This window comes from Pseudomonas sp. TKO26, assembly GCF_003225665.1.
Classification (GTDB): domain Bacteria; phylum Pseudomonadota; class Gammaproteobacteria; order Pseudomonadales; family Pseudomonadaceae; genus Aquipseudomonas; species Aquipseudomonas saponiphila.
This window is the reverse complement of the sequence record NZ_QKLN01000013.1, coordinates 80,313-106,376: the sequence shown is the minus strand read 5'-3', so window position 1 is coordinate 106,376 and position 26,064 is coordinate 80,313. Positions and strand designations below refer to the sequence as shown.

Genomic DNA, 26,064 nt, shown 5'->3' with positions numbered 1-26,064 from the left:
AGGCCGATTCCAGGCATGAAAAAGCCCGCCCCTGGCAAGCAGGGGCGGGCTGGGGTGCAGCCGGGAGCGAATCAGACCTTGACGATCCAGCCCGCTGGCGCTTCCACGTCGCCGGTCTGCACGCCGGTCAGCTCTTTGTAGAGCTTCTGGGTGATCGGGCCGACGTCTTTTTCGCTGTAGAACACGTGCAGCTTGTCCTGGTACTGGATGCCGCCGATCGGCGTGATCACCGCGGCAGTACCGCAGGCGCCGGCTTCCTTGAAGTCCGCAAGCTTGTCGATGAACACGTCGCCTTCGATCACTTCCAGGCCCAGGCGGGTCTTGGCCAGCTCGATCAGCGACAGGCGGGTGATGCCCGGCAGCACCGATGGCGAGTTGGGGGTGACGAACTTGTCATCGTGGGTGATGCCGAAGAAGTTCGCCGAACCCACTTCCTCGATCTTGCTGTGGGTCAGCGGATCGAGGTAGATGCAGTCGGCGAAGCTGGCTTTCTTGGCCTGGGAGCCCGGCATCAGGCTGGCGGCGTAGTTGCCACCGACCTTGGCCGCGCCGGTGCCTTGTGGGGCGGCGCGGTCGTAGCTGGAGATCAGGAAGTTGTGCGGGGTCAGGCCGCCCTTGAAGTAGGCGCCGACCGGGATGGCGAAGATCGAAAAGATGAACTCCGGCGCGGTACGCACGCCGATGTTGTCACCCACGCCGATCACGAACGGCCGCAGGTACAGCGCGCCGCCGGTGCCGTAGGGCGGAATGAAGCGCTCGTTGGCACGGACCACGGCCTTGCAGGCTTCGATGAACTGTTCGGTGGACACCTGCGGCATCAGCAGGCGGGCGCAGCTGCGCTGCATGCGCGCGGCGTTCTGGTCGGGACGGAACAGGTTGATCGAGCCGTCCTTGCAGCGGTAGGCCTTGAGGCCTTCGAAACATTGCTGGCCATAGTGCAGGGCGGTGGAGCCCTCGCTGATGTGCAGCACGTTGTCTTCGGTCAGGGTGCCTGCGTCCCACTCGCCGTTACGCCAGTGCGACAGATAGCGCTTGTCTGTCTTGATGTAGTCAAAACCCAGCTTGTCCCAATTGATGCTTTCGTTACCCATGACACCCTCTATCACTTAACAACCGCCGGAACGGCTCAAGGCTTCTGACGTTTTTTGGATGGGCACAACAATACTGCATTCCGGGGGCGGACCGCATCCCGGACGATGGGAGGGGGCGCAAAAAAACTTAGCCTGCTCATGAAACTTCCCCCATAACAGCCCCATACCCCCTGTAGGAGCGAGCTTGCTCGCGAAAGGGCTGGCACGAACGCTCGGCTATCCCCGTCAGCTCTTTCGCGAGCAAGCTCGCTCCTACCTGGGCACAGTCCTGCGTGCCCCTTGGATGATTACAAATGCAAGGCGTGGCCCAAGGCCCGCAGCGCCGCTTCCTGGACCGCTTCGCCCAGGGTCGGGTGAGCGTGGATGGTGCCGCCGATATCTTCCAGGCGCGCGCCCATTTCCAGGGATTGGCCAAACGCCGTGGACAATTCGGACACCCCGACCCCCACGGCCTGCCAGCCGACAATCAGGTGATTGTCACTTCGGGCCACCACCCGCACGAAACCGCTTTTCGATTCCAGGGTCATGGCCCGGCCGTTGGCCGCGAACGGGAAGCTGCTGACGATGCAATCCAGTCCCGCGGCGCGGGCCTCGTCCGGGGTCTTGCCCACCACCACCAGTTCCGGGTCGGTGAAGCACACCGCCGGGATCGCCGCCGGGTTGAACTCGCGGTGCTTGCCGGCGATCAGCTCGGCGACCATCTCGCCCTGGGCCATGGCCCGGTGGGCCAGCATCGGTTCGCCGCACAGGTCCCCGATGGCCCAGACGTTGCGCATGCTGGTCTGGCAGCGATGGTCGATCTTGACCGCCGCACCGTTCATGTCCAGGTTCAGGCTTTCCAGGTTCCAGCCCTGGGTGTTGGGCTTGCGGCCCACCGCCACCAGCACCTGATCGGTTTCCAGGTTCAGGGTGCCGCCATTGGGTTCGCGCACCTGCAGGCTGCTGCTGGCGGCATCGAAGCCGAGCACGCTGTGCTTGAGGTAGAGCGTGATTCCCAGCTGCTTCACCGATTCCAGCACCGGCTGGGTCAGCTCCGCGTCATAGGCCGGCAGGATGCGTTCCTGGGCCTCGACCACACTGACCTCGACCCCCAGCTTGCGGTAGGCAATGCCCAGTTCCAGGCCGATATAGCCGCCGCCAACCACGGTCAGGCGCTTGGGCAGGGTCTTGGGCGCCAGGGCCTCGGTGGAGGAGATGATCGGCCCGCCGATGGGCAGCATCGGCAGGTTGACGCTTTTCGAACCGCTGGCCAGCAGCAGGTGCTCGCAGTGGATACGGGTGTCGGCGCCTTCGATCTCCACGGTCTTGCCGTCGATGACCTTGGCCCAGCCGTGAATCACCTGGACCTTGTTTTTCTTCAGCAGCGCGGCGACCCCGGTGGTCAGGCGGTCGACGATGCCGTCCTTCCATTCCACGCTCTTGCCGATGTTCAGGGTCGGCGCCGCCACTTCGATGCCCAGGGCCGAGCCCTGGCTGTGGTGGCGGGTCTGGTGGAACTGCTCGGCCACGTGAATCAGCGCCTTGGACGGGATGCAGCCGATGTTCAGGCAGGTGCCGCCCAGGGCCTGGCCTTCCACCAGGATGGTGGAGATGCCCAGCTGGCCGGCACGGATCGCCGCCACATAACCGCCAGGACCACCGCCGAGGATCAGCAGTTGGGTATTGAGAGTCTGTTGCATGCCTGCTCCTGTAAAAATCAGTCCACGAACAGCGTGGCGGGTTGTTCGAGCAGGCCGCGAATGGCCTGGATGAATTGCGCAGCGTCCATGCCGTCGACCACCCGGTGATCGAAGGAGCTGGAGAGGTTCATCATCTTGCGGATCACGATCTGGCCCTTGATCACCATCGGCCGCTCGACGATGCGGTTGACCCCGACAATCGCCACTTCCGGCAGGTTCAGCACCGGGGTGCTGACGATCCCGCCCAGGGCGCCGAGGCTGGTGAGGGTGATGGTGGAACCGGACAGTTCATCCCGGGCGGCCTTGCCGCTGCGGGCAGCCTTGGCCAGACGGGCGATTTCCTCGGCGTTGCCCCATAGGCTGCGGGCTTCGGCGTGGCGGACCACCGGCACCATCAGGCCGACGTCGCTCTGGGTGGCGACCCCGACATGCACCGCGCCATGGCGGGTGATGACCTGGGCTTCGTCGTCGTAGCGGGCGTTGATCTGCGGGAAGTCGCGCAGGGCGACGACCATGGCCCGCACCAGGAACGGCAGCAGGGTCAGCTTGCCGCGGCTGGCGCCGTGTTTCTCGTTGAGGTGGATGCGCAGCTCTTCCAGAGCCGTGACGTCCACTTCCTCGACATAGCTGAAGTGCGCGGCGCGGTGCTTGGATTCCTGCATGCGCTGGGCGATCTTGCGGCGCATGCCGATCACCGGGATCTGCTCTTCGTCGTGGCGTTCGGCGTAACCGACACCCGGCGCCGAGTAAGCCTTGAGCGGCTGGCTGTCCTGGGCCAGGTAGGCCTCCAGGTCCTCGTGCAGGATGCGCCCGGCCGGGCCGCTGCCTTGCACCAGGCGCAGCTGGATGCCCAGGTCCAGGGCGTGCTTGCGCACGGCGGGCGAGGCCAGGGGGCGCTCGTCGGCCTGGCGTGCCACCGGTGCCTGGGGCGCGGCGCGGCAGGCGGCCTGGCTGGCAACAGCCTTTTCCACCTTTGGCGCCTCGACCACTGGCGCGGCGACAGGCTTGTCAATAACTTCCGGCGCTTTTGCCGCCGGCGCGGCAGCCTGGGCGGACTCCTTGAGGTTGCCCGCGCCTTCGACTTCGATGCTGATGAGGATGCTGCCCACCGCCATCACTTCACCGGGTTCGCCACCCAGGGAAATGACCGTGCCGTGCACCGGGGAGGGGATGTCGACCATCGCCTTGTCGGTCATCACGTCCGCCAGCACCTGGTCTTCCACTACCTGGTCGCCGACTTTTACGTGCCACTGCGCCAGTTCCACTTCTGCGATGCCTTCGCCGATATCCGGCATCTTGATAACGTGCGTGCCCATTCAGACCTCCATGACCCGTTGCAGCGCCGCGCCCACTCGGGACGGCCCTGGGAAATATGCCCACTCCTGCGCGTGGGGATACGGCGTATCCCAACCGGTGACGCGCTCGATCGGGGCTTCCAGGTGGTGGAAGCAGTGTTCCTGCACCAGCGACACCAGCTCGGCGCCGAAGCCGCAGGTGCGGGTGGCTTCATGCACCACCACGCAACGGCCGGTCTTCTTCACCGACTTGACGATGGTGTCCAGGTCCAGGGGCCACAGGCTGCGCAGGTCGATGACCTCGGCGTCGATGCCGGTTTCCTCGGCCGCCACTTGCGACACATAGACGGTGGTGCCGTAGGTCAGGACGGTGACGTCCTTGCCTGGGCGGGCGATGGCCGCCACGTCCAGCGGCACCTTGTAGTAGCCGTCCGGTACCTGGGCTGCCGGGTGTTTCGACCAAGGGGTCACCGGGCGGTCGTGGTGGCCATCGAACGGGCCGTTGTACAGGCGCTTGGGTTCAAGAAAGATCACCGGGTCATCGTTCTCGATGGAGGCAATCAACAGGCCCTTGGCGTCGTAGGGGTTGGAGGGCATCACGGTACGCAGGCCGCAGACCTGGGTGAACATCGCCTCGATGCTCTGGCTGTGGGTCTGGCCGCCATAGATGCCGCCGCCGCAGGGCATGCGCAGGGTCATCGGCGCGGTGAACTGGCCGGCGGAGCGATAGCGCAGGCGCGCGGCTTCGGAAATGATCTGGTCGGAGGCCGGGTAGACGTAGTCGGCGAACTGGATTTCCGCCACCGGGCGCAGGCCGTAGGCGCCCATGCCGATGGCGGCGCCGACGATGCCGCTTTCCGAGATCGGCGCGTCGAACACCCGCGAGGTGCCGTACTTGGCCTGCAGGCCCTCGGTGCAGCGGAACACGCCGCCGAAGTAACCCACGTCCTGGCCGAACACCACGACGTTGTCGTCACGCTCAAGCATCACATCCATGGCCGAGCGCAGGGCCTGGATCATGGTCATGGTGGTGGTGGTCATGGCGGTGTCCAGCTGGATATTGTTGTTGTGATCGTTCATGTCAGACCCCCAGTTCCTGGCGTTGGCGTTTCAGGTGCTCGGGCATGTCCTTGTAGACGTCCTCGAACATGGTCGCGGCGCTGGGGATCTGGCCGCCGGCGAGGGTGCCGTACTGCTCGGCTTCCTTCTGCGCGGCAATGACCTGGGCTTCGAGCTCGGCGCTGACCGCGGCGTGTTCCTCTTCGGACCACTGGCCGATCTTGATCAGGTGCTGCTTGAGGCGGGCAATCGGGTCGCCCAGGGGGAAGTGGCTCCAGTCGTCGGCCGGACGGTATTTCGACGGGTCGTCGGAGGTGGAGTGCGGGCCGGCGCGGTAGGTGACCCACTCGATCAGGGTCGGCCCGAGGTTGCGTCGGGCGCGTTCGGCGGCCCAGCGCGAGGCGGCGTAGACCGCGAGGAAGTCGTTGCCGTCGACCCGCAGGGAGGCGATGCCGCAACCCACGCCGCGTCCGGCGAAGGTGGTGGCTTCACCGCCGGCGATGGCCTGGAAGGTGGAGATGGCCCACTGGTTGTTGACCACGTTGAGGATCACCGGCGCGCGGTACACGTGAGCGAAGGTCAGGGCGGTGTGGAAGTCCGACTCGGCGGTGGCACCGTCGCCGATCCAGGCCGAGGCGATCTTGGTATCGCCCTTGATCGCCGAGGCCATGCCCCAGCCCACGCCCTGGACGAACTGGGTCGCCAGGTTGCCGGAAATGGTGAAAAAGCCGGATTCCTTGACCGAGTACATGATCGGCAGCTGGCGCCCCTTGAGCGGATCGCGCTCGTTGGACAGCAGTTGGCAGATCATCTCCACCAGCGGCACTTCCCGGGCCATCAGGATGCTCTGCTGGCGGTAGGTGGGGAAGCACATGTCGTCGATGTTCAGGGCCAGGGCCTGGGCGCTGCCGATGGCTTCCTCGCCCAGGCTCTGCATGTAGAAGGACATCTTCTTCTGCCGTTGGGCGACCACCATGCGGTTGTCGAAGATCCGCGTCTTGAGCATGGCGCGCACGCCCTTGCGCAGGATTTCCAGCGGTATGTCCGCGGCCCAGTCGCCGAGGGCGTTGCCCTGGTCGTCGAGCACGCGAATCAGCCCGCGGGCCAGGTCGGCGCAGTCGGCAGGTTCGATATCGATAGGGGGTTTGCGAGCCAGGCCGGCATCGTTCAGACGCAGGTAGGTGAAGTCGGTCTTGCAGCCGGGACGGCCCGAGGGTTCGGGAACGTGCAGGCGTAGCGGTTCATACGCGGTGGTCATGGCTTTCTACGCTCGATCTTGTGGATTTCTTGTAATTGGGCGCGCTAGCTGACAGTCATTCTCTGGGTAAAAGAAATCTTGTCCTACAAACATCATAGGCCGGGCGAAGGAGAATATTTATCTCTGTTTCATTGCGCTTGAGATCATTTGCAGATAAAAAATCTGCATAAACATAAAAAGAAGGTTGTTTTATCTCATGCGCAAACTGGACCGTACCGACATCGGCATTCTCAACAGCCTTCAGGAGAATGCTCGCATCACCAACGCCGACCTGGCCCGTTCGGTGAATCTTTCACCCACGCCGTGCTTCAACCGGGTCAAGGCCATGGAGGAGCTGGGACTGATCCGCGAGCAGGTGACCCTGCTGGATGCCGACCTGTTGGGGCTGCACGTCAACGTGTTCATTCACGTCAGTCTGGAGAAGCAGGTGGAGGAGGCCTTGCAGCATTTCGAAGCGGCCATTGCCGATCGCCCGGAAGTCATGGAGTGCTACCTGATGGCGGGTGACCCGGACTACCTGATCCGGGTGCTGGTGCCGACCATCCAGGCCCTGGAACGCTTCATGATGGACTTCCTGACCAAGGTGCCCGGGGTGGCCAACATCCGTTCCAGCTTCGCCCTCAAGCAGGTGCGCTACAAGACCGCGCTGCCGTTGCCGGCCAATGGCTTGACCCTGGGCAGCTAAGGCTCAGGCCGGGAGCAGGTTCCACAGCCGGTCCAGGTTCTTGAACTCCCAGTCCTGCGGGGCTTCGCGGGCGAGGATGCGATCCTGGCCCTGTATCTTGGCCAGGTCGACCACGTTCTGCTCCAGGGGCAGGTTGGAGCGAGTGGAGAAGAACACCCGGACCTTGGGCGTGAGCAACGACTTGGGGTTCTGTTCGATCACCACCGCCAGGCGCCCGCTTTCCAGGCGCACCAGCGCGCCCACCGGATAGATGCCCACGCTCTTGACGAAGGCCTGGAACACCCGCTGGTCGAAATGGCCTTTCCAGGTGGACATGCGCTGGATCGCCTCGGCCGGGTCCCAGCCTCGGTTGTAGGGGCGGTTGGAGGTCACCGCGTCGTACACATCGCACACCGCGCCCATCTGCGCGAACAGGCTGATCTGATTGCCCGCCAGCCGGTGCGGATAGCCTGAGCCATCGGCTTTCTCGTGATGATGCAGGCACACGTCCAGCACCAGCGCATCCACGTCGGGGCTCTGACGCAGGATCGCGCCGCCGGCTTCGGGGTGCAGCTTGACCCGTTCGAACTCGCTGTCCGAGAGCTTTTGCGGTTTGTTGAGGATGCTGTCGGGAATGGTCAGCTTGCCCACGTCATGCAGCAGCCCGGCAATCCCCGCCAGGCGGATGTAGTCCTCCGACAGGCCCAGTTGGCGGGCGGTGGCCAGCATCAGCGCGCACACCGCCACTGAATGCATATAGGTGTAGTCATCGGCGCTCTTCAGGCGCGCCAGGCTGATCAGCGCATCGGGGTGGCGCAGCAGCGACTGGCCCATTTGCACCACCAGCTCCTCGGCTTGCTGCATTTCCAGGGCCTGGCCCATGCGCACTTCCTGGAACATCGCCATCACGGCCTTGCGCGAGTGGGCGCAGAGCTTGATCGCGCGCTGGACTTCCTCATCCATGCTCGCCCGGGGCGTCTCAGCCCTGGTTGGTTCTGGCGGGGCGCTAGGCGCTGGCGCGACACTGGCCTCGGGCAGGTCGCGGCCCTTGGCGGTGTCGATCCACAGGCTGCTGAGGTTGGAGCGTTGCAGGCGTTGCAGGTCGTCCCGGCTGTCGAGGAGGAAGCCGGCTTTCCAGAACGAGTGGTCCAGCCAGGAACCACAGAATTGATGGATGTACATGCCCATTTGCAGTTGCTGGATGGAGATGTGTTTCAGCATGACCAGCACTCCATTTCAGGGCACCGGCTGGTCGCCGTTCACTGGCTCCTGCCAGGAACCGGTGAACGGCGAAACGGACCGGCGCTTGTTCTACCTGACATCTATACGGGCTTTGGCCCGTCTCACAGGGAGAAGCGTGCCACCAGTTTGTTCAGACCCACCGCCAGGTTCGACAGTTCACTGCTGGCAATCGAGGTCTGGCTGGCGGCGGACGAGCTCTGCACCGACAGGTCGCGAATGCTCATCAGGTTCTGGTCCACCGAGCGTGCCACCTGGGCCTGTTCCTCCGAGGCGGTGGCGATCATCAGGTTGCGTTCGTTGATGTGGCTGATGGCCTGGGCGATGTGGCCGATGGCCGAGCCGGCCTCATGGGCGATGGCCAGGGTCTGGCTGGCGTCCTCGCTGCTCTGTTGCATGGACAGCATGGCCTTGTTCGAACCGCTCTGGATGCCCTGGATCATCTGCTCGATCTCCTGGGTCGAGAGCTGGGTGCGGTGGGCCAGGGCGCGCACTTCATCGGCCACCACAGCAAAGCCGCGGCCTTGTTCGCCGGCCCGGGCGGCTTCGATGGCGGCGTTGAGGGCCAGCAGGTTGGTCTGTTCGGCAATCGCCCGGATCACGTCCAGGACCTTGGTGATGTCCTGGGCCTGTTGCGCCAGGCCGGCCATTTCCACGCGGGTATTTTCCACTGTGCCGGTGAGCTTCTCGATGGAGTGGATGGTCTGCTCGACCCGTTCCTTGCCGAGCCCGGCGGAGCGTTCGGATTCCTGGGTCGATTGCGAAGCGGACACGGCGTTGCGCGCCACTTCCTCGACGGCGGCGGTCATTTCGTTGACCGCCGTGGCGGCCTGTTCGGTCTCCATGCTCTGCTGCTGGATACCGGCGTTGGACTCGCGGGTGATGGCGCTCATTTCCTCGGCGGCGGAGGCCAGTTGGGTGGACGAATCGGCAATGTGGCGGATGGTCGACTTCAGGCTGTCGAGCATGGAACGGGTGGCGGTCTGCAGCTCGGTGAGTTCGTCCTGGCCGCTGACTTCCACCTGGGTGCGCAGATCACCCTCGGCGATTTTCCGGGTGGTCGCCAGCAGGGTCTGCACCGGCAGGATGATGCTGCGGGTGAAGAACAGGGCGATCAGGGCGGTGAGCACGATGGCCAGGACGACGATCACCCCGGTCACGGTCAGCCCGGTGGTGAACTGGGTGCCGGCATCGGTCGCCGATTGTGCGGCGCCTTTCTCGTTGATGCGGATCAGCTCATCGATGGAGGACTGCAGGGTGTTGGCCAGGGGCACCGTGACCTGGTTGACATAGTTGGCGGCTTCTTCCGTGCTGCTGGTCTTGCTGATTTGCAGGAGCACCGCCAGTTTGTCCTGGTAGGCCTGGGCGCCGCTCTTGACCTGGTCGTAGGTTTCCTGCTCGTGCTGGCTGGAGACCAGCGCAGCGTAGTCCTTGATGGCCTGGTTGAGGTTGTTCCTGAGGACGCCCAGGCTGTTCAGGGAGGAGGGTTTGTTGGCCTCGCTCTCGGTGACGTAGTGCAGGGTTTCGAGGCGCAGGCGCAGGGTGCTGGATTCGATCAGGGTGGCTTGCCGCACGCTGGGCAGCCAGTTGGTTTGCAGTTCTACCGCGGCATCATGGATCTGTCCCATCTTCCACAGGGCCAGTCCTCCCAGGCCAACCAGTAACACGCAGATCGAGCCGAAGCTGAGCAGCGCTCGCAAGGTCAGTTTCACGTTTCTTGTCACCATAAGGCACCTGCTTTTTTTGGAGTGATACGACTGATACTTCGACTCCCTGTCGCCCTAATGCCAATCTGATCTCATTGAAGTGAAAAATCTGTAGAAATGTAAAAAAGTATTTCTCGTTTTTTAGATTGTTCAGCAAGGCGACAGGCCGGGCAATGCCTTTTTCGCAGGCGTCGCTTTTGCAGTCTAGGTGAGCCCCGGGAGTCTCCACTTGACCCTCATCAAGGTCGTCTGCCGAAGAAACCGGCATGCTGTCCAGGCCCAACCGGAGAAGGAATACCCAGCCCATGAATACCCCTGTCAGTCAAACCTCCGAGGCCCGGGCACGCTTGCCCGTCGGGCTGTTGATCGGCGTGCTGGCGCTGGTCGCCGTGCTGCTGTTGCCGCTGCCCGCCGACCTGCCGGTAGCCGGCCAGCGGATGCTGGCGATCCTGGCCTTCGCCGTGGTGGTGTGGATCAGCGAAGCGGTGTCCTACGAGGCCAGCGCGATCATGATCACCGCGCTGATGGCCTTCCTGATCGGCACCGCGCCGACCCTGCAAGACCCGACCCAGCTCTATGGCAGCTCGGCGGCCATCAGCCTGGCCCTCACCGGGTTCTCCAACTCGGCCCTGGCCCTGGTGGCCGGCGCCTTGTTCATCGCCGCGGCCATGACCCACACCGGCCTCGACCGGCGCATCGCCCTGGTGACCCTGACCCGGGTCGGCACCAGCACCCGGCGCATCCTCCTCGGCGCCATCGCCGTGACCATCCTGCTCAGCCTGCTGGTGCCCAGCGCCACGGCGCGCAGTGCCTGCGTGGTGCCGATCATGATGGGGGTGATTGCCGCTTTTGGCGTCGACAAGCGCTCCAATATCGCCGCCGGGCTGATGATCGTGGTGGCCCAGGGCACCAGCATCTGGAACGTCGGGATCCAGACCGCCGCGGCGCAGAACCTGCTCACCGTGGGCTTCATGGACAAGATGCTCGGCCAGCGCGTGGCCTGGCTCGACTGGCTGATCGCCGGTGCGCCCTGGGCGCTGATCATGTCCCTGGTGCTGCTGTGGCTGGTGCTGAAACTGCTGCCACCGGAAACCGACAGCATCCCCGGCGGCAAGGAAGCGGTGGCCCAGTCGCTGCTGGACATCGGCCCCATGACCGGGCCGCAGAAACGCCTGCTGGCGGTGTCCCTGCTGCTGCTCCTGGCCTGGTCCACCGAAGGCAAGCTGCACCCCTTCGATACCACGACCACCACCTACGCCGGGCTGGTGATCCTGCTGTTGCCACGGGTCGGCATCATGACCTGGAAGGACGTGCAGTCGCGCATTCCCTGGGGCACGGTGATCGTCTTCGGGGTCGGCATCAGCCTCGGTTCGGCGCTGCTCAGCACCCAGGCCGGGCAATGGCTGGGCGGGCAGGTAGTGGCCCATACCGGCCTGGATCAGGTCGGGCCGTTGGCGGTGTTCGCGATTCTCGCGGCGTTCCTGATCCTCATTCACTTGGGGTTCGCCAGCGCCACGGCATTGACCTCGGCGCTGCTGCCGATCCTGATTGCCGTGCTGCAGACACTGCCGGGCGAGTTCAGCCGCCTGGGCATGACCATGCTCCTGGGCTTTGTCGTCAGCTACGGCTTCATCCTGCCGATCAACGCGCCGCAGAACATGGTCTGCCTGGGCACCGAAACCTTCAATGCCCGGCAGTTCGCCAAGGTCGGCCTGCTGGTGACACTGATCGGCTACCTGCTGATGCTGGTGTTCGCCCTGACCTGGTGGAAGTGGCTGGGCTGGATGTAAAAGCCCGGCCGTTGCTCACAACGACCCGCTGAATACCCGGGTCACGCTGCCGGCCAGGCGCACCTTGCCCTGGCCGTCCCAGCTCACCGTCACCGGCCCGCCGTCGCACAGCACCTGCACCGGGCTGTCGAGCAAGCCACGGCGGATGCCGTTGACCGCCGCCGCGCAGGAGCAGGAACCCGAGCCCAGGGGAATCGCGCCGTTGCGCTCCCAGATACGCAGGCGGATGGTGTGGCGGTCGATCACCTGGATGAAATGCACGTTGGTCTTTTGCGGGAACAGCGGGTGACGCTCGATCTGCGGGCCCAGCGTGGCGATGTCCAGCGCCTGCAGGTCGTCGACGAAAAAGCTGCAATGGGGATTGCCCATGCTGCACGCTGCCGGCTGTCCCGGCAGTGGCAGGCTCAGGCTGTCCAGCTCCCGGGCCAGGGGGATCGCCTGCCAGTCGAATGAAGGCAGGCCCATTTCCACGGACACCGACTGATCCTCAAGGCGCAGGCAATGCTGCACACCGCGGGCGGTTTTCACCTGCACCGAGGTGGCCCCGCTTTCGTTCAGCAGCAGGTCGGCGGCGCCGCGAGTCGCGCTGCCGCAGGTAGCCAGGCTGGAACCATCGGCATTGAAGAAGGTCAGTTGCGCCGCGCTCTCCTGGCAATCGCCGAGCACCACCAACTGATTGAAGCCGATGCCGCGCCGACGATCGCCCAGGGCCCGGGCCCGTTCGGCGGTGATCGGGTTGTCGCGGCCACGGGCATCGATCAGCACGAAGTCGTCGCCATTGGCGTGCATCTTGAGAAAGTTCAGCGGCATGCGGGCTCCGATGGGCGAGGGCAGGCGGCGACGGGATCGCAGGCCGCCCGCGAGCGCAGGATTGCGAAAAAAAGCCACCGGCGCCAGCGCCTTAAAATAAAATTCATCCGGCGGGCAGCGGTGCTGCCTGGACGGCGGGATTTTCCGGCACACTGCCGAACCACCGGGAACATCGCCCAGCGCTGCCACCGCGCTCGGCACAGCACAAGGTCACGGCATGGATCATTACGCTCCGCGCAACTGGCAGCCCCATGAAAAGCCCAGCTTGCCCGGTTCCCCCTCGACTCCGCTGCACCCCACCCACAAGCGCCTGGCCTACGCGCTGGTGGGGTTGCTGGTGGCGATCACCGGCGGCCTGGGCAACTCGCTGGTGATCGCCAACCTGCCGTACCTGCAAGGGGCGCTGGGGGCGACTACCGCGGAAATGGCCTGGCTGCCAGCCGCCTATGTGATGACCAACGTGTCGATGAACCTGCTGCTGGTGAAGTTTCGCCAGCAGTTCGGCTTGCGCGCCTTCACCGAAGTGTTCCTGGTGCTCTACGCCCTGGTGACCTTCGGCCACCTGTTCGTCAACGACCTGAGTTCGGCCATCGCCGTGCGCGCGGCCCACGGCATGGTCGGCGCGGCGCTGAGTTCCCTGGGCCTGTACTACATGGTCCAGGCGTTCCCGGCGAAATGGCGGCTCAAGGCCCTGGTGCTGGGGCTGGGCACCTCGCAGCTGGCCTTGCCCCTGGCCCGGCTGTTTTCCGAGGACCTGCTGCAGATCGCCGAATGGCGTGGCCTGTACCTGTTCGAGCTGGGGCTGGCGCTGACCTCCCTGGGCTGCGTGTTCCTGCTCAAGCTGCCGCCAGGGGATCGTTTTCGCACCTTCGAGAAACTCGACTTCCTGACCTTCGCCTTGCTGGCCAGCGGTGTCGCGCTGCTGTGCGCGGTGCTGTCCCTGGGGCGCATCGACTGGTGGCTGGAAGCACCCTGGATCGGCTATGCCAGCGCCGGCTCCATCGTGCTGATCCTGGCCGGGTTGTGCATCGAACATAACCGCAGCAACCCGATGCTGATGACCCGTTGGCTGGGCAGCGGGGCAATGATCCGTCTGGCCCTGGCGGTGATCCTGATCCGCATGGTGCTGTCCGAACAGTCCACCGGTGCCGTGGGTTTTCTCCAGGCGCTGAACCTGAGCAGCCAGCAGATGCGCCTGCTCTACGGGGTGATGCTGCTGGGCAGCATCGCCGGGCTGGCCACCAGCGCCCTGACCATCAACCCGGCGCACCTGTTGATGCCGCTGGTGATTTCCCTGGCGCTGATGGCCGTGGGTTCGGTGATGGACAGTTTTTCCAGCAACCTCACGCGCCCGGCCAACATGTACCTGAGCCAGTTCCTACTGGCCTTCGGCGGCACCTTCTTTCTCGGCCCGACCATGGTCCTGGGCACCCGCAATGTGCTGACCAACCCGCGCAATCTGGTGAGCTTCTCGGTGCTGTTCGGCATCTGCCAGAACCTTGGCGGGCTGATCGGCTCGGCCTTGCTCGGGACCTTCCAGATCGTGCGCGAGAAGTACCATTCCAGCCATATCGTCGAGCAACTGACCCTGCTTGATCCCCAGGTCCTGGCCCGGGTGCAGAGCGGCGGCGCGGCTTACGGCAAGGTCATTGCCGACCCCGATCTGCGCACCCTGCAAGGCATTCGCAGCCTGGCCGCCGCGGCCACCCGCGAGGCCAACGTGCTGGCCTATAACGATGTCTTCATGCTGATCGCGGTGATTGCCGTGCTCACCATGCTCTGGATCTTCATCCGCAGCCTGTGGCTGATGAGCACGACCCGCGCGGTCGCGCCCACGGCTCCCGTTCAACAAAGTGGTGCCCCAACTTCATGAGCCAGACCGTCAACCCCACCACCAACGCCATTGCCTCGGCTCCCGAGCCCAGCGGCCCGCCGAGCATGCCCGCCACCGAGCCGCGCCCGCTGGCGGTGCGCATTCTCTCGTCCCTGGGTTTTGCCGCCATTGCCATCGTTGGTGTGCTGATCGTGCTCTACGCCTGGCAGCTGCCGCCGTTCTCCAGCGCCATTGAAAGCACCGAAAACGCCCTGGTGCGCGGACAGGTGACGATCATCGGCCCGCAGCTCAGTGGGTACGTGTTCGAGGTGCCGGTGCAGGACTTCCAGCAGGTCAAGGCCGGCGACCTGCTGGTGCGTCTCGACGACCGCATCTACCGCCAGCGCCTGGACCAGTCCCTGGCGCAACTGGCGGTGCAGAAGGCGGCCCTGGCCAATGCCCTGCAGCAGCGCAACAGCGCCGAAGCGACGATCAAGCTGCGCCAGGCCGCCCTGGTCGACAGCCAGGCCCAGGCGCGCAAGAGCGCCGCCGACCTGCAGCGCAACCAGGCGCTGATCGCCGACGGTTCGGTGTCCCAGCGTGAGCTGGACGTGACCCGCGCGGCCAATGCCCAGACCGTGGCCGCCGTGGCCCAGGCCCAGGCGCAACTGGAGATCGCGCGCCAGGACCTGCAGACCGTGATCGTCAACCGCGGCTCCCTGGAAGCGGCGGTGGCCAGCGCCGAAGCGGCGGTGGAGCTGGCGCGCATCGACCTGTCCAACACCCGTATCCTCGCGCCCCGCGACGGCCAACTTGGGCAGATCGGCGTGCGTCTGGGGGCCTACGTCAACTCCGGCGCCCAGCTCATGGCCCTGGTGCCGAACCAGCTGTGGGTGATTGCCAACATGAAGGAAACCCAGATGGACAACGTCCGGGTCGGGCAGCCGGTGAGCTTTACCGTGGACGCCCTGGACCACCGCACATTCACCGGCAAGGTGCAGCGGATTTCCCCGGCCACCGGTTCCGAGTTCGCCTTGCTGCAGGCCGACAACGCTACCGGCAACTTCGTCAAGATTGCCCAGCGCGTCCCGGTGCGGATCAGCGTCGACCCGGATCAGCCGGAGCTTGAACGCCTGCGGCCGGGGTTGTCGGTGGTGGTCAGCATCGACACCTCCCGCTAACCGACACACCGCCGCTCCTACAAGGACTGGTGGGGGATTGTTCAGACCGGTTGCATCGGGGGCAAGGTGCCCAGCAGCGAGACTGCGGCCACTGCGCCGACTCCCAGCAACCATTCCAGCTGCACGCTATTGCGCAGGCTGGCAAGGCGCTGGTCGCAGCCGCGAATCCGCAGGCGGTTGAACAGGGCCAGCCCGAGCATTCCCGCCACCAGCAGTACCTTGATCAGCAGGATCAGGGCAAAGCCGCTGAACAAGGGTGTTGGCCACCATTGTCCGGTGAGCACCCGCACATTGATCAGGCCGCTTGCCAGCAACCCCGTGACCAAGCCGTACCCCACACCGCTGAAACGCCGCAACAGCGGTTCCACGGAGGCCTGCGGTGGTTGCCGCAACACCAGCAGCAACACCAGCAAGCCCCCCAACCAGATGGCGACACAGCTTAAGTGCACGATCTGATTGAGGATCAGCATCTGCCCCGCCAACCCATCGAGCATGGCGCCGTGCCCCACCGGAGCCAGGGTGGCCAGGAGCAGGGCACCGAGCCCCAGTTGCAGCGGCAGACGTCGGCCCAGGGGAGTCAGCAGCAGGCCCAGCAACAAGAGGTTGAGCAGCAGGTGCCAGCTCCAGATCTGGCCGAAGAAGGTCTTGCCCAGCACCAACCCCACGGTCGCCGGGTCCAGCGCCGCCGGCCAGGAACCGGCCATGCTCGCGGTGATCAGCAGCAACCAGCACAGGCCGCTGCAAAGGCCGATCAGCGCCAGCCAGCGGCTGAGCCGATCGAGCTGTCGGTGCACGGCGCCATGGCCGTTTTGCGCGGCATCACGGCCCAGCAACAGCGGGCGAAACACCCAGGCCCCGACCAGGGTCAGGACCACCGCAAAGTGCACGAAGCGACACAGCACCAGCCATGAAACCATGGGTTACGGGCTCACCTTGAAGCTGTAGCTGCCTTCGCTCTTGTGGGTGTCCACCGACACCGCGTGCCACTCCACCTTGTACTCGCCAGCGCGCAGCGGCGTGGCGGCCGGGATGACGATCAGGGTTTTCTTGTCCGCGCCTTCAGTGGCCAGGCTTTTCACTTCGAGGGGCGCGCCGTCCTTGCTGATCTTGACCTGGGTGAAGGCCGCTTCCACGCCTTCGCTGAACACCAGGCGCAGTTCGTTGGGCGCGGTCACGTTGCTGTCGGCCGCCGGCGTCGAGCTTTTCAGGTGGGCGTGGGCCATTGCCGACGAAGCGGCGAGCAGCGTGGTGAGCAGCGCGGTGGCATTGAGCAGGTTTTTCAGCGACATGGTCAGGTACCTGATGAACATTGGAGGGTAATAAGCTACGACTGGCGGCGAGTAAAAAGGCCCGGGGCGGACTTTCGTCCCCGTCCCAATCCTTGGGCGGCGCCAGTGTACATCGAAGCCACCGCGGATCAGGAAGCCCGTGGCGGATCGGCGTCGAGCAACCCGAGGATCTGGCGGTCCCACTCCAGGCAGCGAAAGTCCCGGCCGGCATCCCGGTAATCCCGTTGCAATTGCGACAGGTACTGCTTGCGGTACTCGCTGGGCGTCAAGGCGCAGTGGTTGCGAAAAGCCGCGATCAACTGCTTGTGCTCGCTAAAACCGCAGCTGTAGCAGATTTCGGTGATCGGCAACTGGGTATTTTTCAGCAGGAAGCGCGCGCGGTTGACCCGCACCTGCGCCAGGTAGTCCTTGAAGTTGCAACCGTTGACCTTCTTGAACAGCTTGGAGAAGTGGTGGTAGCTGAGGTTGGCCTGGGCGGCGACTTCCGCCAGCGGCAGTTCCCGTTGGTATTGGCGGTTGATGTAGTCGATGCAGTGCCTGATCAACTGCTGGTCCTTGCTGCGCAAGTTCAGCCGTGCCGGTTGCCGGAGGGCGGCATTGGCCTGGTGCAGGCTGGACAGCAGCAGATAGATCAGCGCCGTACGGCGCAAGACATCGCCCTCGGTGCCGTCCAGGTCATGCGCCACCAGTTGCCTGAGGGCCGCCTTGATCTGGCGGTCGCGCGGGCGGTACTGGCTGGCATCCGGCACTTGATAGTCGATGTGCAGGCCGGGCTGCAGTGGCTCGAACAGGTGCGGTGAGAACTGCACTGTGAGCAACTGGCTGTCGGCTTCCAGGGCCTGCAGTTCGTGGCTGCGTTCGGGGTTGATGTACAGCATGCCGCCAGAGGCCAAGTACTGGTTGTGCGAATCGACACCGATCAGAAAGCGGCCCTTGAGCACGCAGATCAGTTCGGCTGCGGCATGCCAGTGGGCCTCGCAGCGTTGCACCTGGGCGGCAAACAGGTTGATCTGTTGCCGGTCGAACTCCACCAGCTCATGCCCGGGGCCGGCACTCGGGGCAGGACGGGTCATGGAAAATGGCAGCATCGGGCATCCTCGAATCAGCAGAGTCGGTTTGCGGACTGTACCCGAACCGGCACCGGGTCATGCCGGGGCGTCCACTTCCAGGGCTGCCGCCAGTTCTTCACGGGAAATGTCCAGTTCGAGCATTTCCGTAAGGGTGATCAGCAAGCCGCAGAACAACTCCGGTGCGATCTTGCGTAGTTTTTCCTGTACCTGCTGCTCTGCCAGTCCGCTCTTGTGCGCCACCAGCCGCGCCACCTGCTGGAACAGTCGCGGGTTGTCCAGCAATTGCACCAGGGAGCTGTGAATGTTGAGCGGCGGATACAGGGGCGGTGCCTGTACCTGGACCTCGGCCAACAGCTCGATGTGCCGCGAGGACCGGCCAACCCGCAGCTGGTACTCACCGCTGTCCACCACCCAGCGGGCCAGGGCCGGGTCGTAGTAGGCGAAGTCATCCCAGTCCAGCTGCAGCTCGACCCAGTCGCTCTGGCCCGGCTCCAGTGCCACCTTGGCAAATGCCTTGAGGGCCTGAACTTCCCGGGGCAGGCGACAGGTCGGCGGGGCCAGGTACAACTGCACCACTTCCTTGCCGAAACGCTCACCCTGGTTGCCAATTTCAACGCGGACCGTCAACTGCTGGCCGGGCTTCAGGCAGTTGCTGGAAAGGTGCAGTGTCCGGTACTCGAAACGGGTGTAGCTCAGACCGAAGCCAAATGGGAACAGCGGCTCCAGGCGGCGCTTGTCGTAGTAGCGGTAACCGACGAACAGGCCTTCGCTGTAGCGCTGTTGCAGGTTTTCGCCGGGGTAGGTGAGGAACGCCGGGGTTTCCTCCAGGCTATTGGGCACGCTGACGGTAAGCTTGCCGCTGGGGTTGATCAGCCCGAACAGCGCCTGGGCCACGGCGCGGCCCATGCCCTGGCCGGCAAAGAAGGTTTCCAGTACGGCCTTGGCCTGCCCCAGCCAGGGCATGACCACGGCGTCGCTGTTGGCCAGGATCACGACGATATTGGCCTGAACCTTGGCCACTTCGCCGATCAGTCGCTCGTGACTGGGGAGAATGCCCAGGTGCTGGCGGTCGCCGTTTTCTCCGTCTTCGCCCACCGCGGTACTGACGAACAGGATCACCACATCGGCGGCGCGGGCGGTATCCAGGGCCTGGGCCAGGGCGGCGGGGTCCAGTTGCAGGTCGTCCGTCGCGCCCACCGCATAGTGGATCTCGAAGGACTCGGCTCCCAGTTCGAAGATCTCGTCCAGAGGCCGGTCCAGCAGGTAGGGACGGGTGGTGGCGCACCCCGAGCCCTGGATCACCGGCTCCTGGGCCGGCTTGCCCAGCACCGCGATACGCGGGGTTTTCTTCGGACACAGGGGCAGCAACTGGTCCTGGTTCTTCAGCAGCACCAGGGATTCGGCTGCCAGGGTCTGGGCCAACCGGTGATGGGCGTTGAAATCCGCCCGGGTATTGGGCTTGCGGCCGCGCTGTACCTTGTCGATCAGCTCCAGCATGCGCCGACAGGAGCGGTCGAGAACATCGCTGGGGATCTGCCCCTGCTCAATGGCATGCAGTAGCTCGCGCTGGTCGCGGCGGCTCTCGGGCATGGCCAAGTCATTGCCCGCCAGCAGCGCTGCCGGACGGTCCTTGATGCCATACCAGTCGGATATCACGAGCCCTGGGTACTGCCACTCGTGGCGCAGCACCTGGGTCAGCAGCCATGGGTGTTCAGCGGTCTGTATCCCGTTGAGGCGGTTGTAGGAGGACATCAGGGTCCACGGCTGGGCCCGGTCAATGGCCCGCTTATAGCCGGCCAGGTAGATCTCTCGCAGTGCGCGCTCATCCACCACTGAGTCCATTTCCGTGCGCCGGTACTCCGAGTTGTTGCAGGCGAAATGCTTGAGGCTGGCGCCCACGCCTTGATCCTGCAGGCCGTTGATCAGGGCCCCGGCCAGTTCACCGCTGAGGATCGGGTCCTCGGAATAGTATTCATAGCCGCGTCCGGCCAAGGGCGTGCGGCGGATGTTGATCCCTGGGCCTAGCAACAGTCCGACGCCGAAGTGCTGACATTCCACCCCTAGGGCCTGGCCCATGCGGTACAGCAAGTCCAGGTCCCAGGAGCAGGCCAGACTGGAACCGTTGGGAAAGCAGGTAGCAGGTTTTGACGGGCTGAACAGCGCTTCTGAACCGCTGGCCTGTGACGGCTGCCCGGGCATTTCGCCGGAGTTTTGGTTCACCACCTGGATAAAGTCTTCGAAGCTCCAGCTGGCGCCATCCTCGATCTGCCGGGTGCTGTAGCGCACACCGTAGGTGCCGTCGGTCATGATGAAGTCTTCGATGCCCAGGTGTTCCAGGCGCGCGCTGCGCCACAGGCCTTGGCCGCTGAGCAGCTTGACCTTGTCGGCGGCACTCATCTGGGCCAGCAACTGGGAGTGAGAATCGGACATGGGGCTGGCTCCTTGAGGTCAGCGGACTGGGGCTGCTTGCTTGCGTTGTTCGATACGCTGCAGCAGGTTGCGATAGGTGTCTTCGTCCAGGGGGTAAAACAGCACGAAGACAAAGCCCAGGGCGAACATCAACGCTGGTACCAGGGTCATCGCCAGGGTAATGCCGTCGATCGTCTGGTCATCCACTTGGGCCGCCGAGTAACCCGAAAGCTGTAGCAACAGGCCGGCCAGACCGCCGCCCATGGCCATGGCGATCTTGGTCACGAAGTTGAAAAAGCCATAGATGGCGCCCTCGGCCCGACAGTGGTTCTTCCACTCTGCGTATTCCACGGTGTCGGCGATCATCGACCACATGGCGACGAACCCGGCGCCCAGAGCGATGCTGTACAGACCGATGCAAAGCAGGGTCAGCGGCAGGTTGCCGGCGGCGAAGCAATACTGCGTCAGCAGCCCACCGATCCCCAGCAGCAGTACCCCGAGGGTCATTCTCTTTTTGCCCAGCACGGCGATGAGTTTCTCCGAAAGCACGGTGCCGAGGATGTAGGCGGCGGTCTGCAGGGCGAAGAACATTGGGCTGAAGCTCTCATCACCGATCACGTACTTGATGAAGTACACGGCCATGGCCATCCACAGCGTATAGGCGATGTAGAAGAACAGGGTGAACAGCGACAGGTGGATCAGGGGCAGGTTGTCGAGCACCGCCCGCAGCATCTCGCGGATCGACGGCGTCGGGCTGTCTTGGCGCGGGTCCACGCGTTCGCGAATCATGCCGAAGCAGGCGATGAAGCAGAAGGTGGCCAACAGGGAGAACAGGCTCACGGCGAAGACGTAACCGTCCCTGGGCTCGGTGAACAGCGCCACCAGATGCTCGGCGCTGGTGGCCACGATCAGGTAGCCAATCACCGCCAGGACAAAACGATACACCGACAGCGAAGCCCGGGAGCCTTCATGCTGAGTCATGCGGTTGGTCAACGCCGAGTAGGGTGTGTTGACCGTGGTATAGGCCAGGCAATAGAGGGTGTAACTGACTAGGGCGTAGGTGAATTTACGCTCGATGTCCCAGGCGCTGAAACATAGGATGCTCAGGCCAGCCAGGGGCAGGGCGCCGTAAAGCAGGTAGGGGCGCAGCTTGCCATGGCGGCTGCGGGTGCGGTCCACCCCGTAACCGATGAGGAGGTTGAATAGCGCATCGACCACCCGGGCGATGACGAACACCAGACTTGCCTCGGCGGCGGACAAGCCATAGATATCGGTGTAGAAGTAGAGCAGGAACAGCGAGACGAAACCGAACGACAGGTTGCTGGCCAGATCGCCCAGCCCGTAGCCGATCTTCTCTTTGGCACCCAAGACCCTGTAGCTCGCACAGAGCGCGGCGGTTGGCGTATTCATTGTTGTTATCCGCGACAAGAGAAAACCTGATTCTAAGAACTGCGCTCGGCGGACACTTGGCGTTATTTGTGCGAATGCTGGGGCTTATTTGTGCAGTTGCCGAGGGAGGGCTGCTCCCCCGACAAGGGCCGGTCAGGTGTTTTTCAGTTGCATATGGAGGATCGGAAATGGCTTTCCTTCGCCATCGGTTGCCGAGCGGCCGCAGTCGACGAAACCGTAGTGGCGGTAAAAACCGTGGGCCTTTGGGTTCTGTTCGTTGACGTCGACCTTGAGGCCGGGGCGGCGCACCTGATCCAGAAGCTTTCGACCGATGCCCTGGCCGCGTTGCGCCGGTTCGACGAACAGCATCTGTACGGTGTCGTCGCTGGTGGCGATAAAGCCTGCGGGGCTGGCGTCGGGGTTCTCCAAGACCTGTACCTGCAGGGCCGGCAGGTAGCTGTCGCGTATCAGCGGGTACAGGCGCTGGATGTCGTCTTCAGCAATGAAGTCATGGGTGGCGCGGACCGAACGCTCCCAGAGCGCGGTCAGCAGGGCGTCGTCCGCGGCGACGCGAGGGCGAATCTTCATGAGCGTGTTCCATCGGTAACAGGACAGATAGCCGGCGGTGGGACAGGGCCGGCATTCGGGCAGAGACCTGTATGCCCGTGTCGCGAGTTAACGCCTGGACGGAGCACCGCAGTGGCTGCTGCAAATGAGCGGGAGGCCGATCCTACCCAATACGGGCCAGCGGCGAAAGACCCAGCCGTGGCGCGCAATGTCGCGGCCCTGACGGCTCCCCGCAAGGCGCGAGCGGATGCTAGTCTTGCCGGCAGACCGTTTCCGCAGGAGCCCTCATGGGCAATCACAAGATCGAGATTCGTCGCAGCAACGTGGAAAAAATCCTCCTGGCTGCGGAGAAAATCTTCGCTGAAAAGGGCTATGCCGGCACGGCCATGGCCGACATCGCCGAAGAAGTGCAACTGCCGCGCTCCAACCTGCATTACTACTTCAGCACCAAGAACGAGCTGTACAGCGCCGTACTGCTGGACCTGCTGGAGGTCTGGAAGCAGGACGCCCTGTGCTTCGAGATGTTCGACGACCCGCGAGTGGTGCTCAGCAGCTACATCCGCGCCAAGATGCAGCATTCGCGCAGCCGGCCCTATGGCTCCAAGGTCTGGGCCAACGAAATCATCCATGGCGCGCCGACCCTGGGCGAGGCATTGGACGCCAGCCTGTACGACTGGGCGAAGATGAAGGAAGCCAAGATCCGCCAATGGGTCGAGGACGGGCGGATCCTGCCGGTCGAGCCTTCCAGCCTGCTGTACATGATCTGGGCCTCGACCCAGCACTACGCCGACTTCGACCATCAGGTGCTGATCCTCAACGACCACCAGCCGTTGTCGGATCTGCAATTCGAACGCGCGGTACAGACCGTCACCAGCGTCATCCTGCGCGGCATCGGACTCGAACCCTAGGGGCAGCGGCAAGTTGCAAGCTACAAGCTGCAAGTGGGTTCCAGGCTTGTAGCTTGCCGCTGCTGTTACCGCTTGCCGCTTGCCGCTGCTTCTCTGTAGGGATTGCGCGGATCATGCAGCCAGTCGAGGAACGGCTTGCCGGTGTCCTGGGGCACCATCTCGATGCAATCCTGCACCGGGCAGGTGATCTGGCACAGGTTGCAGCCCACGCACTCGTCGTCGATCACTGCATATTTATGGCTGCCGTCGGCCTGCTTGAGGCTGGCAATCGCCTGGTGCGAGGTGTCTTCGCAGGCGATATGGCATCGGCCGCAGCCAATGCACGCCTGCTGGTCGATTTTGGCGATCACCTGATAGTTGATGTCCAGGTACTTCCAGTCGGTGGTGTTGGCCACCGCGCGCCCGGAGAAGTCTTGCAGGCTGTGGTAGCCCTGGCTGTCCATCCACCGCGACAGGCCGTCCTTCATCTCGTCAACGATGCGAAAGCCATGCAGCATCGCCGCGGTGCACACCTGCACCGCGCCGCAACCCAGGGCCACGAACTCCGCCGCGTCGCGCCAACTGCCGATGCCGCCAATGCCGCAGATCGGCAGGCCGCGGGTCTGCGGGTCACGGGCAATCTCGGCCACCATGTTCAGGGCAATCGGCTTGACCGCCGAGCCGCAGTAGCCGCCGTGGGTGCTCTGGCTGCCCACCATGGGGTGGGCCACCATGCGCTCCAGGTCGACGCTGGTGATGGAGTTGATGGTGTTGATCAGCGACACCGCATCCGCGCCGCCACGATGGGCGGCGCGGGCGGCCAGGCGGATGTCGGTGATGTTCGGCGTCAGCTTGACGATCACCGGCAGCGAGCAGTAGGTCTTGCACCAGCGGGTCACCTGCTCGACGTATTCCGGCACCTGGCCCACCGCCGCGCCCATGCCCCGTTCCGGCATGCCGTGGGGGCAGCCGAAGTTCAGCTCGATGCCGTCGCATCCGGTGGCTTGCACCAGGGGCAGGATGGCTTTCCAGGATTCCTCGACGCAGGGCACCATCAGCGACACGATCAGCGCCCGATCCGGCCAGTCCTTCTTCACCTGGGTGATTTCCTTGAGGTTGATCTCCAGGGAACGGTCGGTGATCAGCTCGATGTTGTTGATGCCCATGACTTCGCGGTTGGGCCCGAAATGCGCCGAGTAGCGTGATGACACGTTGACCGCCGCCGGGTCCTCGCCCAGGGTTTTCCAGACCACGCCGCCCCAGCCGGCCTCGAAGGCACGAACCACGTTGTAGGCCTTGTCGGTGGGCGGCGCTGAGGCCAGCCAGAACGGGTTGGGTGCCTTGATACCGGCAAATACAATCGACAGATCGGCCATTTACGCAGCCTCCACATTGAGCATGAGTCGGGCATGCATGGCTTCGGCGGCCAGCTTGCCGTGTTGTACCGCCTGCACGGTCAGGTCCTGGCCGAGGCTGATGCAGTCGCCACCGGCATAGACCCCGGGAATGCTGGTGCGCAGTTGGTCGTCCACCTGGATGCGCTCGCCGCAACGCTGCAGTTCCCGCGCCAGGGGATCGGCCAGGGCCGCGTCATCGAATGACTGGCCGATGGCCTTGAAGATGGCGTCGGCCGCCAGTTCGAAGGTTTCCCCGCTGTGTTGCAAACGGCCTTCGTGCATCTGGGTGCGGACGAAGCGCATGCCGCGCACCCGGCCCTGATCATCCAGCAGCACCTGTTGCGGCGCGGCCCAGGTCAGCAGGCGCACCTGATTGGCCTTGGCGATCTCTTGCTCGTGCTCGGTGGCGCCCATGTCCTCGATACCCCGGCGGTACACCAGGTTGACGTCCCGGGCACCGAGGCGGGCCATCTGCACCGCCATGTCGATGGCGGTGTTGCCAGCGCCGAGGACGATGCAGCGGTCGGCCAGGGGCAACTGGCTGAGGTCGTCGGCCTGGCGCAGTTCACGGATGTAGTCGGTGGCGGCCAGCAGCCCGTGGGCGTCTTCATGCTCCAGCCCCAGCTGCTTGCTGGCGGCCAGGCCAAGGCCGAGGAACACCGCATCGAACTCCTGATGCAGTTGGGTCAGGCTCAGGTTGTCGCCGAGTTTGTGCCCGTGGCGGATCTCGATGCCGCCGATGCCCAGCAGGAACTCCAGCTCCCGCTGAGCGAAGTCGTCCACCAGCTTGTACTTGGCGATCCCGTACTCGTTGAGGCCACCGGCCTTGTCCCGGGCTTCGAACACCACCACCTCATGGCCGTGCAGGGCGCAGCGGTGGGCGCAGGACAAACCGGCCGGGCCGGCGCCGACCACGGCGATGCGCTTGCCGGTGGGCGCGGCGCGCTGGAACGGGTGCTCGGTGAAGTGCGCGTTGTCCAGGGCATAGCGCTGCAGCAGGCCGATCAGCACCGGTGCGCACTCCTGGGCGTTGTTGCGCACGCAGGCCTGCTGGCAGAGGATTTCCGTCGGGCAGACCCGGGCGCAACTGCCGCCGAGAATGTTGGCCGAGAGAATCTTCTGCGCCGCGCCCTGGACGTTGTCGGTGTGGATATTGCGGATGAACGAAGGAATGTCGATCTCGCTCGGGCAGGCATTGACGCAGGGCGCGTCGTAGCAATACAGGCAGCGCGAGGCTTCCAGGTGGGCCTGGCGGGCGTTGAGCGGCGGCGCCAGATCGCTGAAATGACCGGCGAGGGTGGCGCCATCCAGGGTCGGGCGGGGCAAGTGGTTCAAGGTCTTGATCACGGTGTTGGCCTCACGGTTTTTCATCTGCCTCTGACGGGCAAGGGTGTTCACGAAAAGCGTTCTGTCCTGTCGCCCTGTAGCCGCTGCCGACCCTGCGGCGGTCTCAAAATCCCCGCGTCTCCCG

At 64.3% G+C, this 26,064-nt stretch carries 21 protein-coding genes; 5 read left to right on the top strand and 16 right to left on the bottom strand.

Annotated features, from left to right (window positions below; translation table 11 throughout):
• Positions 1 to 71: 71 nt before the first annotated feature.
• The 5 genes from DNK59_RS19110 to DNK59_RS19090 form a co-directional block, all read right to left on the bottom strand.
• Positions 72 to 1,091: a branched-chain amino acid aminotransferase gene (locus DNK59_RS19110; protein WP_110724193.1), complete on the bottom strand. Its 1,020-nt coding sequence runs from the start codon at positions 1,089 to 1,091 to the stop codon at positions 72 to 74.
• A gap of 287 nt (positions 1,092 to 1,378) precedes the next feature.
• On the bottom strand, positions 1,379 to 2,770 hold the full coding sequence (gene lpdA / locus DNK59_RS19105; protein ID WP_110724192.1) for a dihydrolipoyl dehydrogenase: 1,392 nt from the start codon (positions 2,768 to 2,770) through the stop codon (positions 1,379 to 1,381).
• 17 nt (positions 2,771 to 2,787) lie between these two features.
• Positions 2,788 to 4,086 (bottom strand): dihydrolipoamide acetyltransferase family protein, encoded by a 1,299-nt coding sequence (locus DNK59_RS19100; protein ID WP_110724191.1) that lies wholly within the window; start codon positions 4,084 to 4,086, stop codon positions 2,788 to 2,790.
• The gene (locus DNK59_RS19095) at positions 4,087 to 5,145 is read right to left on the bottom strand and encodes an alpha-ketoacid dehydrogenase subunit beta (protein WP_047286075.1); all 1,059 of its coding nucleotides are present in this window, start codon (positions 5,143 to 5,145) and stop codon (positions 4,087 to 4,089) included. It abuts the gene before it with no gap.
• A 1-nt stretch (position 5,146) separates the two neighbouring features.
• Positions 5,147 to 6,382 carry a 3-methyl-2-oxobutanoate dehydrogenase (2-methylpropanoyl-transferring) subunit alpha gene (locus DNK59_RS19090; protein ID WP_110724190.1) on the bottom strand — a complete coding sequence of 412 codons (1,236 nt, stop codon included), beginning with the start codon at positions 6,380 to 6,382 and terminating at the stop codon, positions 5,147 to 5,149.
• Positions 6,383 to 6,578: 196 nt separating this feature from the next.
• On the opposite strand from DNK59_RS19090, the gene bkdR reads away from it, so the two are divergent.
• Positions 6,579 to 7,067, top strand: a complete 489-nt coding sequence (gene bkdR, locus DNK59_RS19085; RefSeq protein ID WP_110724189.1) for a Bkd operon transcriptional regulator BkdR — start codon at positions 6,579 to 6,581, stop codon at positions 7,065 to 7,067.
• 3 nt (positions 7,068 to 7,070) lie between these two features.
• On the opposite strand, the gene DNK59_RS19080 is transcribed toward bkdR, so the two are convergent.
• Both DNK59_RS19080 and DNK59_RS19075 read right to left on the bottom strand, forming a co-directional pair.
• Positions 7,071 to 8,267 (bottom strand): HD-GYP domain-containing protein, encoded by a 1,197-nt coding sequence (locus DNK59_RS19080; RefSeq protein ID WP_110724188.1) that lies wholly within the window; start codon positions 8,265 to 8,267, stop codon positions 7,071 to 7,073.
• Positions 8,268 to 8,389: 122 nt separating this feature from the next.
• Positions 8,390 to 10,012 carry a methyl-accepting chemotaxis protein gene (locus DNK59_RS19075; RefSeq protein ID WP_110724187.1) on the bottom strand — a complete coding sequence of 541 codons (1,623 nt, stop codon included), beginning with the start codon at positions 10,010 to 10,012 and terminating at the stop codon, positions 8,390 to 8,392.
• Positions 10,013 to 10,296: 284 nt separating this feature from the next.
• Here DNK59_RS19075 and DNK59_RS19070 point away from each other — a divergent pair, with 284 nt between their 5' ends.
• The gene (locus DNK59_RS19070; protein WP_110724186.1) at positions 10,297 to 11,781 is read left to right on the top strand and encodes a DASS family sodium-coupled anion symporter; all 1,485 of its coding nucleotides are present in this window, start codon (positions 10,297 to 10,299) and stop codon (positions 11,779 to 11,781) included.
• Positions 11,782 to 11,796: 15 nt separating this feature from the next.
• Here the strand turns inward: DNK59_RS19070 and dapF are convergent, their stop codons facing one another.
• Complete coding sequence (gene dapF, locus DNK59_RS19065) at positions 11,797 to 12,591, bottom strand: diaminopimelate epimerase (protein WP_110724185.1); 795 nt, start codon at positions 12,589 to 12,591, stop codon at positions 11,797 to 11,799.
• A 217-nt stretch (positions 12,592 to 12,808) separates the two neighbouring features.
• Here dapF and DNK59_RS19060 point away from each other — a divergent pair, with 217 nt between their 5' ends.
• Both DNK59_RS19060 and DNK59_RS19055 read left to right on the top strand, forming a co-directional pair.
• Entirely contained in the window at positions 12,809 to 14,464 is a 1,656-nt protein-coding gene (locus DNK59_RS19060; protein ID WP_110724184.1) for an MFS transporter, read from the top strand.
• On the top strand, positions 14,461 to 15,585 hold the full coding sequence (locus tag DNK59_RS19055) for an HlyD family secretion protein (protein ID WP_110724183.1): 1,125 nt from the start codon (positions 14,461 to 14,463) through the stop codon (positions 15,583 to 15,585). The genes DNK59_RS19060 and DNK59_RS19055 overlap by 4 nt, the downstream gene beginning before the upstream one ends.
• Before the next feature lie 41 nt (positions 15,586 to 15,626).
• On the opposite strand, the gene copD is transcribed toward DNK59_RS19055, so the two are convergent.
• From copD to DNK59_RS19025, 6 genes are all read right to left on the bottom strand, one after another.
• Positions 15,627 to 16,502, bottom strand: a complete 876-nt coding sequence (gene copD, locus DNK59_RS19050) for a copper homeostasis membrane protein CopD (protein WP_110724182.1) — start codon at positions 16,500 to 16,502, stop codon at positions 15,627 to 15,629.
• A gap of 3 nt (positions 16,503 to 16,505) precedes the next feature.
• Positions 16,506 to 16,874: a copper homeostasis periplasmic binding protein CopC gene (copC, locus tag DNK59_RS19045; protein WP_110724181.1), complete on the bottom strand. Its 369-nt coding sequence runs from the start codon at positions 16,872 to 16,874 to the stop codon at positions 16,506 to 16,508.
• 128 nt (positions 16,875 to 17,002) lie between these two features.
• Positions 17,003 to 17,962, bottom strand: a complete 960-nt coding sequence (locus DNK59_RS19040) for an AraC family transcriptional regulator (RefSeq protein ID WP_110724180.1) — start codon at positions 17,960 to 17,962, stop codon at positions 17,003 to 17,005.
• Between the two features lie 57 nt (positions 17,963 to 18,019).
• Positions 18,020 to 20,374: a glycoside hydrolase family 3 C-terminal domain-containing protein gene (locus DNK59_RS19035; protein ID WP_110724179.1), complete on the bottom strand. Its 2,355-nt coding sequence runs from the start codon at positions 20,372 to 20,374 to the stop codon at positions 18,020 to 18,022.
• A gap of 18 nt (positions 20,375 to 20,392) precedes the next feature.
• On the bottom strand, positions 20,393 to 21,763 hold the full coding sequence (locus tag DNK59_RS19030) for an MFS transporter (RefSeq protein WP_110724178.1): 1,371 nt from the start codon (positions 21,761 to 21,763) through the stop codon (positions 20,393 to 20,395).
• Between the two features lie 132 nt (positions 21,764 to 21,895).
• Positions 21,896 to 22,330: a GNAT family N-acetyltransferase gene (locus tag DNK59_RS19025; protein ID WP_110724177.1), complete on the bottom strand. Its 435-nt coding sequence runs from the start codon at positions 22,328 to 22,330 to the stop codon at positions 21,896 to 21,898.
• Positions 22,331 to 22,596: 266 nt separating this feature from the next.
• Between DNK59_RS19025 and DNK59_RS19020 the strand changes: the two genes are divergently transcribed.
• A complete protein-coding gene (locus tag DNK59_RS19020; RefSeq protein WP_110724176.1) occupies positions 22,597 to 23,217 on the top strand; it encodes a TetR/AcrR family transcriptional regulator in 621 nt (206 codons plus the stop codon).
• A gap of 65 nt (positions 23,218 to 23,282) precedes the next feature.
• On the opposite strand, the gene preA is transcribed toward DNK59_RS19020, so the two are convergent.
• Positions 23,283 to 24,572, bottom strand: coding sequence for an NAD-dependent dihydropyrimidine dehydrogenase subunit PreA (preA, locus tag DNK59_RS19015; protein ID WP_110724175.1), 1,290 nt, complete (start codon positions 24,570 to 24,572; stop codon positions 23,283 to 23,285).
• Complete coding sequence (locus DNK59_RS19010) at positions 24,573 to 25,940, bottom strand: NAD(P)-dependent oxidoreductase (protein WP_110724228.1); 1,368 nt, start codon at positions 25,938 to 25,940, stop codon at positions 24,573 to 24,575.
• Positions 25,941 to 26,064: the final 124 nt, after the last annotated feature.